Source organism: Streptomyces sp. NPDC001093 (assembly GCF_040298985.1).
Taxonomy (GTDB): domain Bacteria; phylum Actinomycetota; class Actinomycetes; order Streptomycetales; family Streptomycetaceae; genus Streptomyces.
Map to the genome: position 1 here is coordinate 1 of NZ_JBEPBF010000236.1, position 7,227 is coordinate 7,227.

The 7,227-nt window shown below is 66.9% G+C and carries 8 protein-coding genes and 1 pseudogene; 7 read left to right on the top strand and 2 right to left on the bottom strand.

What is annotated here, in order from left to right; translation table 11 throughout:
* The 7 genes from ABT288_RS48755 to ABT288_RS48785 form a co-directional block, all read left to right on the top strand.
* Positions 1–335, top strand: a 335-nt coding sequence (locus ABT288_RS48755; RefSeq protein WP_351623177.1) for a GMC oxidoreductase, incomplete at its 5' end; no start/stop codon positions are given.
* Positions 332–1,444 carry a ferritin-like domain-containing protein gene (locus ABT288_RS48760; RefSeq protein WP_351623178.1) on the top strand — a complete coding sequence of 371 codons (1,113 nt, stop codon included), beginning with the start codon at positions 332–334 and terminating at the stop codon, positions 1,442–1,444. The genes ABT288_RS48755 and ABT288_RS48760, both read left to right, overlap by 4 nt.
* Positions 1,441–1,965 (top strand): hypothetical protein, encoded by a 525-nt coding sequence (locus ABT288_RS48765; protein WP_351623180.1) that lies wholly within the window; start codon positions 1,441–1,443, stop codon positions 1,963–1,965. The genes ABT288_RS48760 and ABT288_RS48765 overlap by 4 nt, the downstream gene beginning before the upstream one ends.
* On the top strand, positions 1,962–2,876 hold the full coding sequence (gene iolE, locus ABT288_RS48770; RefSeq protein WP_351623182.1) for a myo-inosose-2 dehydratase: 915 nt from the start codon (positions 1,962–1,964) through the stop codon (positions 2,874–2,876). The genes ABT288_RS48765 and iolE overlap by 4 nt, the downstream gene beginning before the upstream one ends.
* Before the next feature lie 2 nt (positions 2,877–2,878).
* Positions 2,879–3,898, top strand: a complete 1,020-nt coding sequence (locus ABT288_RS48775) for a sugar phosphate isomerase/epimerase family protein (protein WP_351623184.1) — start codon at positions 2,879–2,881, stop codon at positions 3,896–3,898.
* A gap of 5 nt (positions 3,899–3,903) precedes the next feature.
* On the top strand, positions 3,904–4,719 hold the full coding sequence (locus ABT288_RS48780) for an MBL fold metallo-hydrolase (protein WP_351623186.1): 816 nt from the start codon (positions 3,904–3,906) through the stop codon (positions 4,717–4,719).
* Positions 4,720–4,738: 19 nt separating this feature from the next.
* Positions 4,739–6,394, top strand: a complete 1,656-nt coding sequence (locus ABT288_RS48785) for an alpha-keto acid decarboxylase family protein (RefSeq protein WP_351623188.1) — start codon at positions 4,739–4,741, stop codon at positions 6,392–6,394.
* Between the two features lie 24 nt (positions 6,395–6,418).
* On the opposite strand, the gene ABT288_RS48790 is transcribed toward ABT288_RS48785, so the two are convergent.
* Both ABT288_RS48790 and ABT288_RS48795 read right to left on the bottom strand, forming a co-directional pair.
* Positions 6,419–6,868 carry a DUF3037 domain-containing protein gene (locus ABT288_RS48790; protein WP_351623190.1) on the bottom strand — a complete coding sequence of 150 codons (450 nt, stop codon included), beginning with the start codon at positions 6,866–6,868 and terminating at the stop codon, positions 6,419–6,421.
* Positions 6,865–7,227 (bottom strand): annotated as a pseudogene (locus tag ABT288_RS48795) (hypothetical protein); the annotation flags it as partial. The pseudogene ABT288_RS48795 and the gene ABT288_RS48790, both read right to left, overlap by 4 nt.

Consider the following 7,227-nt stretch of genomic DNA (forward strand, 5'->3'; position numbering starts at 1 on the left):
TGTACGACCCGAACTTCTGGGGCTACACCGTCCACGCCGGCGAGGGGTACGAGATCCGCGGGGGCAACCATCTCGCCGGCACCCACACGATGGGCCGCGACCCGGCGACCTCGGTGGTCAACCCGGATCAGCGCTGCTGGGATCACGAGAACCTCTACCTGGTCGGCGGGGGAAGCATGCCCACCGTGGGCACGTCGAACGTGACCCTCACCATCGCCGCCCTGTGCCTGCGCAGCGCCCGGGGCATGCTGGCCCAGCTCGACGACGAAACCGCGCCGACCGACGTCACCTCTCACCGGCACCACGCGGCGACCATCGAGGAGGTAGCCCGATGACCGCGTCGACCATCGAGAACCGCACCGACCTGATCAGCTATCTGAACGCGGCGCTGGCGCTCGAGCACGCGACCATCCCGCCGTACCTGACCGCGTACTACTCCATACGCTCCACCACGAACTCCGACGCCGCCCACATCATCCGGGTGGCCGCGGTGGAGGAGATGCTGCATCTGACCCTCGTCGCCAACGTCCTGAACGCCATCGGCGGGAAGCCCGACCTGACCCGTCCCGGCTTCGTGCCGTCCTACCCCGCCTACCTGCCCGACGGGGAGCAGGACTTCACCGTCGACCTGCGGCCCTTCTCCCCCGAGGCGGTGGAGACGTTCTGCAAGATCGAACGGCCGGGCAAGGCCCCCAGCGCCGACGCACGGCTGGTGCGCACGACGGACAGCGGGAGGCCGCTCCTGGCCTCCAGCCCGACGGTCGAGGGGATGCGCTTCTACAGCATCGGCGAGTTCTACGAGGAGATCATCGAAGGACTCGAGAAGGTGGCGGCCGACGACCCCGGGCTCTTCTGCGGGAGTCCGGCCCTGCAGGTGGGGCCCGAGTACTACTACTCCGGCGGCGGGGCGGTGATCGTCGTCTCCGATCTGGACTCGGCCCGCCAGGCGCTCCGATTCATCGCCGCTCAGGGCGAAGGCCTCGACTCAGGCATCTACGACGCGGACGGGGAGCTGGCCCACTACTACCGGTTCCGGCAACTGCAGCTCGGCCGCTACTACCAGCTGGGCGACGAACCCGACGCACCATCCGGGCCGCCGCTGAGCATCTCCTGGGACGATGTGTACAAGGTGAAGGTGAGCGCCCGGCTGGCCGACTTCCCGCCCGGATCGGAACTCGCCCGTACCGCCCGGGACTTCAACGCCGACTACGGTGCCCTCCTCGCCCTGCTCACCAAGGCGTTCAACGGGCGGCCAAGCCTGATGCAGGACGCCGTCTGCGCGATGTTCCGCCTGCGCGACGGCTTCAACCGGCTGGTGTGCAACCCCCTGCCGGGCAGCGACGGCCTGCACGCGGCCCCCACCTTCGAGATCCCGGCCGCGGTCGGATCCGAACCGCAGACCTCACTTGGTGCAGGTGAGAAGACCCAGGCGGTGACACGATGACCGGCCCGTCGTTCGAGGAATTCATCTCCCTGTCGGTCGACCTGACCGCCTTCGCGGAGACCGATCTGCTCGGCACCGGCATGGCTTACGACTACCTGGCCAAAGTCCGGTCTGCCTGCGGCGACGAGGTCGTCACCGCCCTCCTGGACGCCCACCGGGCAGCCCGGGCCGACGCGGCCGTCGATGTCGCGAGCAACGCCCGAACTCCCATCGACGCAGCTCGGTTCGACCGGGCCGTGCGCCACCGGATCTTCAGCGACGACCGGCTCGGCCCCGTGGCCCGCAATGTGATCAAGCTCTGGTACGCCGGGATGTGGTACGCGCTGCCGCCCGAGTGGACCGACCGCTACGGGTCCGACACGGCGTCAGGCACCTCCACGGTCACCGCCGCTTCCTACCAGGAAGGGCTGCTGTGGCGAGCCATCGGCGCCAATCCTCCAGGTGCCAAGGCACCCGGATACGGCTCCTGGGCCCAGCCACCCCGCATCGCGGACCGCTACCTGAAAGAGGCGACGAGATGACGGATCTGGCCGACCGCCTCAGCCCGGAGAAGGTGAAGCTCGGCGTCTGCTGCACCCTGTGGTGGAACGACGACTTCCCCACCATCGACGCCGGAATCTCCTTCGGCCAGGCCGTGAGCGAGATGGCGCTCGCCGGCTTCCAGGGCTGCAGCATCGGACACAAGTACCCCTCGGATGCCGGAGAGCTCAAGGCCGCCCTCGCTCTACGCGGCCTGAGTGTGTCCGAGCCCTGGACGAGCACGTACTTCACGATCGGCAACATGCGGCAGAAGACCATCGCCGCTTTCGAGGAGACCCTGGCCCATATCAAGGCGCTGGGCGGCGATGAGCTGGTGGTGGCCGAGTTCGGAGCTTCGTCACACCTGCTCCCCGTGGACGTGTTCGCCAACCGCCCGGTCTTCACCGACGCCCAGTGGGACGCCCTCACGTCGGGCCTGGACGAGCTCGGCAAGATCGCCGGCTCGGCCGGGATGAAACTCAGCTACCACCACCACATGGGCACGGGCGTCATGACCCGCGCCGACATCGACCGGCTGATGGCCTCGACCGATCCGGCCCTGGTCCACCTGCTGCTCGACACCGGGCACCTGGCCTTCGCCGGCGACGACCCGCTGGAGGTGGCCAGGGCCTACGCCGACCGCATCGGCCATGTCCACCTGAAGAGCATCCGGCCCGAAGTCGTCAGCCGGGTGCGCGAAGAAGGCCTCTCGTTCCAGGAGGCCATCGAGCTGGGCGTCTTCACCGTGCCCGGAGACGGCGCGATCGACTTCCGGCCCATCCTCGAAGTGCTGGCCGACGTGCATTACCAGGGGTGGCTGGTCGTGGAAGCCGAGCAGGACCCGAACAAGGCCGTCCCGCTCGAGTACGCCAAGAAGGCCCGCGCCTACCTCACAGATGTCCTGGGTTGGTGACGATGAACGCGATACTCGGACGAGACGTCTACTTCAGCTTCTTCATGTTCACGGCCGATCTGCGCCCGCTGGACGCCCGGTACACGCGGGTCCTGATCGATCACCTCAGGACCCTCACCGACATGGGCTACGACGGCTTCGACGTGCATATCGCCGCCCAGCCCGCGACCGTCGATCACAAGCTCGAGACCGACCGCTACGTCGCTCTCAAGAAGGAGTTCGACAAGGCGGGGCTGGGGGAGGTGAAGTTCACCACCAACGTCGGGACCACCCGGACCTTCGACCCGACATCGCCCTACGAGGAGCAGCGCAGGCAAGCCCTGTCCTACCTCAAGTCACGCGTCGACATCACACGGGTCCTGGGCGGCGACTCGATCATGTCCGGGCCCTTCCTCTACCCCTACGGGATCTTTCCGGTCACGGACACCGATGAGCCGATCTGGAGCGACGCCCTGCAGGACTGGATGAAGCCTCGCTTTGACGCAGCCCGTTCCGTCTTCGAAGAGCTGGTGGAGTACGCCGTGGCGCAAGAAGTGAGGCTCGCCATCGAGCCCGTCAAGAGCTGGGAGACACCGCCACCCAACATGGTGTCGGAGGTACTGGACTTCCTCGAGGGCCTCGAGCACCCGCAAGGTGGCGTGACGATCGACACCGCGCAGGTCGTGATGGAAAGCCAGGGTCCCTCGGTCTTCAAGAAAAATGTCGCGCGAGCGACGCAGCAGGACCGGCTCTATTACGTCCATATATCCGCGCCCGACCGGGGAGCGGTGAAGGACAGCTGGATCCCGTGGGACATCATCTCGAACGAGATCGAGCCGGTGTACCGCGGGCCGTACCTGATCGAAGTGTTCAACGCGATCCCGCCGTTCGACAGCTCCATGCGCATGGCACGCCGGCGCTTCTGGCGGCCCGGCGAGGACGATCCGGTGCCCGGCAGGGACAGCGCCTACGACGTCGCGAGGGCCGCGTTGGAGGAACTGCGAGAGCGGACCGCACAACCCCGAAGGGGCCTCGAATGCTAGCCCAGGTGTCAGATCCCATCGCCATGGTCGTGAAGCAGACGGACGATGTCCGCATCCATACCTTCGTCGCGTCCTTCGCGTACGACAACATCGCGAACGCCACGCACATCATCGAGACCAGGAACCAGCTGGTTCTCGTCGACGCGCAGTTTCTCGTGCCTTATGCAAGGGCGTTCAGGGACTACGCGGACAGCCTGGGCAAGCCGATCGAAAGGCTGTACCTCTCTCACCGGCACCCCGACCACTGGTTCGGTGTGGGGACTGCGTTCACCGACATCACGGTCTACGCGTTGTCCGAGACCATGACCTTCATCCAGGAGCATGGGGAAGACTCGAGGAGCGACCACTGGAAACTCGGTGACCTCGCCCCGGAGCGCGTGGTCGTTCCCAAGGAAGTCGCAAGACCCGGTGAAGAGACGATCGACGGGGTCAGGTACGTCTTCGACCGGGTGACGGACACCGAGATCGACTACCACCTCACCCTCAGGCTTCCAGGGGCAGGCGTGTACTTCGCTCAGGACCTGGTCTACAGCGGCACCCATCTGTACCTGACGAAACACATGGACCACTGGATGCGGGTGCTGCAGGGGATGCTGCTGTCGGACTACGAGCTGTTCATGCCGGGCCACGGCCTGCCGGCCGACAAGAACGAAGTCGCACGCAACATCGAGTACCTCGCTGCCGCCCGGCAGGCAATCGGCAATGGGCTGACGGACGACGCCTTCAAGAACTTCCTGCTGCAGCGGTACCCGGCACGCAAGTGCCCGGGGATCTTCGACATCTACATGCCCCGGCTGTTCGGCGGCGCGAGCGACTACTGACCACGGAGGTGTTCCCACCATGAACGAGGGCTGCACTGTAGGACAGTACCTGGTGGACCGGCTCCGCCAACTCGGGTTGGACCACCTGTTCGCCATCGCGGGAGACTATTCCATCGAGTGGCTGAACCACTACGTCGCGCCGAGCGGCGTTCAGATCGTCGAGGAAGTCAACGAGGTGAACGCCGGCTACGCGGCGGACGGCTACGCAAGGCTGAAGGGAATCGGCGCCCTCTGTGTCACCTACTCGGCAGGCGCCTTGTGTGCGGTGAACGCGGTTGCCGGTGCCTATGTCGAGAAGGTGCCGCTCGTGCTGATCAACGGCACACCGAGCGTGAAGAAGACCATCACCTTCGAGCAGACCGGCTACAGCGCGCATCACTTCATCAGCGGACGCCAGACGGATCTTCAGTCGTTCGAGCACCTGACGGTCGCAGCCATACGGATCGACAATCCGGACCTCGCGCCGACGCTGATAGATTACGCACTGACCCAGTGCATCACCGAACGGCGCCCGATCTATGTCGAGCTGCTCCAGGACATGGTCGACCTGGAGTGCGAGCCGCCGAGGGGCGTGCTGAAGCCGGCCAGGACCCTGTCGGACGAGACCAGCCTGGAACAGTCGGTCACACGGATCTCCGCACAACTCGAGAGCGCCGAGAACCCACTCATCTGGCTCGGCGTGGAAATCGACCGGCTCGGCCTTCAGGACAAGGCCATGAGCCTGATCCAGCAACTGAACGTCCCGTTCGTCACGGAACTGCTCAGCAAGTCCGTCCTTTCCGAGGACGACGGGCTCTTCGTCGGCGTCCTCGACGGCCAGGCATCATCGACCACCGTGACGGATCTGGCCGACGCGTCCGACTTCATACTGGCCCTCGGCGTGTGGCTGACGGACATCAACTCCCTGGGCTGGGACCCCGACTACGACAAGACCGCGTTCGCGTCGATGGACGCGGTCAAGTTCGGAACGTACTTCGGCGGCCAGGTCGCGCTCGAGCACCTGATCGACGGCATCCTGGCGGAGAAGATCGCGCCCAAGGAACGGAAACTGCCGGAAAAGCCGGCTCGCAGCGTGCCGGCCGTGAGCGAGACCGATGTCGTCACGTACCAGGGGTTCTACAACTACATCCAGCAGTACATCGACAGGAACACCATCGTCAGCGCCGACGCGAGCATGAACTACTTCGGGAGTCTGCTGCTCGACATCCCCAGCCCGGGAGGGTTCATCGTTCAGTCGTCCTACTCGTCGATCGGTTACAGCGGGCCCGCTGCGACGGGCATCTGCCTGGCAAAGGGTCCCGGCCACAAGGTCATGGTGTTCTCGGGGGACGGCGGTTTCCAGATGACCGCCCAGTGCCTCTCGACACAGACCCGGTTCGGCCTCGACCCGATCATCTTCGTCATCGACAACGGCGTGTACGCCGTAGAGCAGTGGCTGGCTGACGCGGCGGTATTCCATTCCGACGAGCCGTTCTACAAGCCCTGCCTGCTGCACCGGTGGGACTACAGCAGGCTGGCAGAGGTCTTCGGCTGCCAGGGATGGGAAGTCGGCACGTACAGGGAGCTGAGCGATGCCGTGACGGGTGCACTGGAGAACTCCAGCGGCCCGTCCATCATCCAGGTGCGAGTGCCTGACAAGACGATTCCGGACAATGCGAAGTGGAAGGCCCACTGACGAGCTCGTGCACGGCGTGATCCATTACCTCACCAAGAGGTCCAGCAACCGCTCCGTCTCGGCCGCCGGGTCCGTGGTCAGGCCGGTGTGCACGGGACCGGGCTGGACGATCGTGGAGCGGGGCGCGATCAGCCAGCGGAAGCGGCGCCCGGCGTCGTCCCCGGCCGCCTGCCCGGCCTGAGCACCGCCCGCGCAGTGGCGCTCGACCGCGCCGAGCACCGCCCGGATCCCGGCCACGTCCGCCTCCGGGTCCAGGGCGAGCAGCCGGACCTCGTCCAGGTGGGTGCGGGCGCCGACGTAGCCCTGCGCACGGCTGTAGACGACGACGCCGGCGTTGATGCACTCGCCGCGCTCCACGCGCGGTACGACCCGCAGCAGCGCGTACTCGAACACGTCCCGGTCGCCGCCCTGCCCCGCCCGGGTGATGTGCCGCTCGGTGACATGGCCGGCCATGTGGATGTGGGTCTCGCTCACTTGGTCCCCTCGATGCCGGTGATGCGTTCGTGGACGACCCCGGCCCGCGCGAGCAGCGGCCCGGCGTAGGCCCGGCGCAGGTCGTCCGGGGTGTCGAAGCCGGGCTCGTCGGTGAGCCAGGCGTCGGGGATCTCGGCCGTGACCTCGGCGAGCAGGTCAGCGGTGACCCGCGGTGCCAGGTCGGCCGCCGCGGCGGCGACGTCCGGGGCGAAGCGGGCGAGGGCGTGGTCGGAGGCGTCGTAGGGGCGGGGCGGGGGGGGGGCGGCGGGGGGGGTATGCGGGGGGGGGCCGCGCCGGGGTGGTGCGGGGTGCGGCCGCCGTCCGTGAGCAGGGCGGTGAGCAGCTGCCCCAGCCAGACC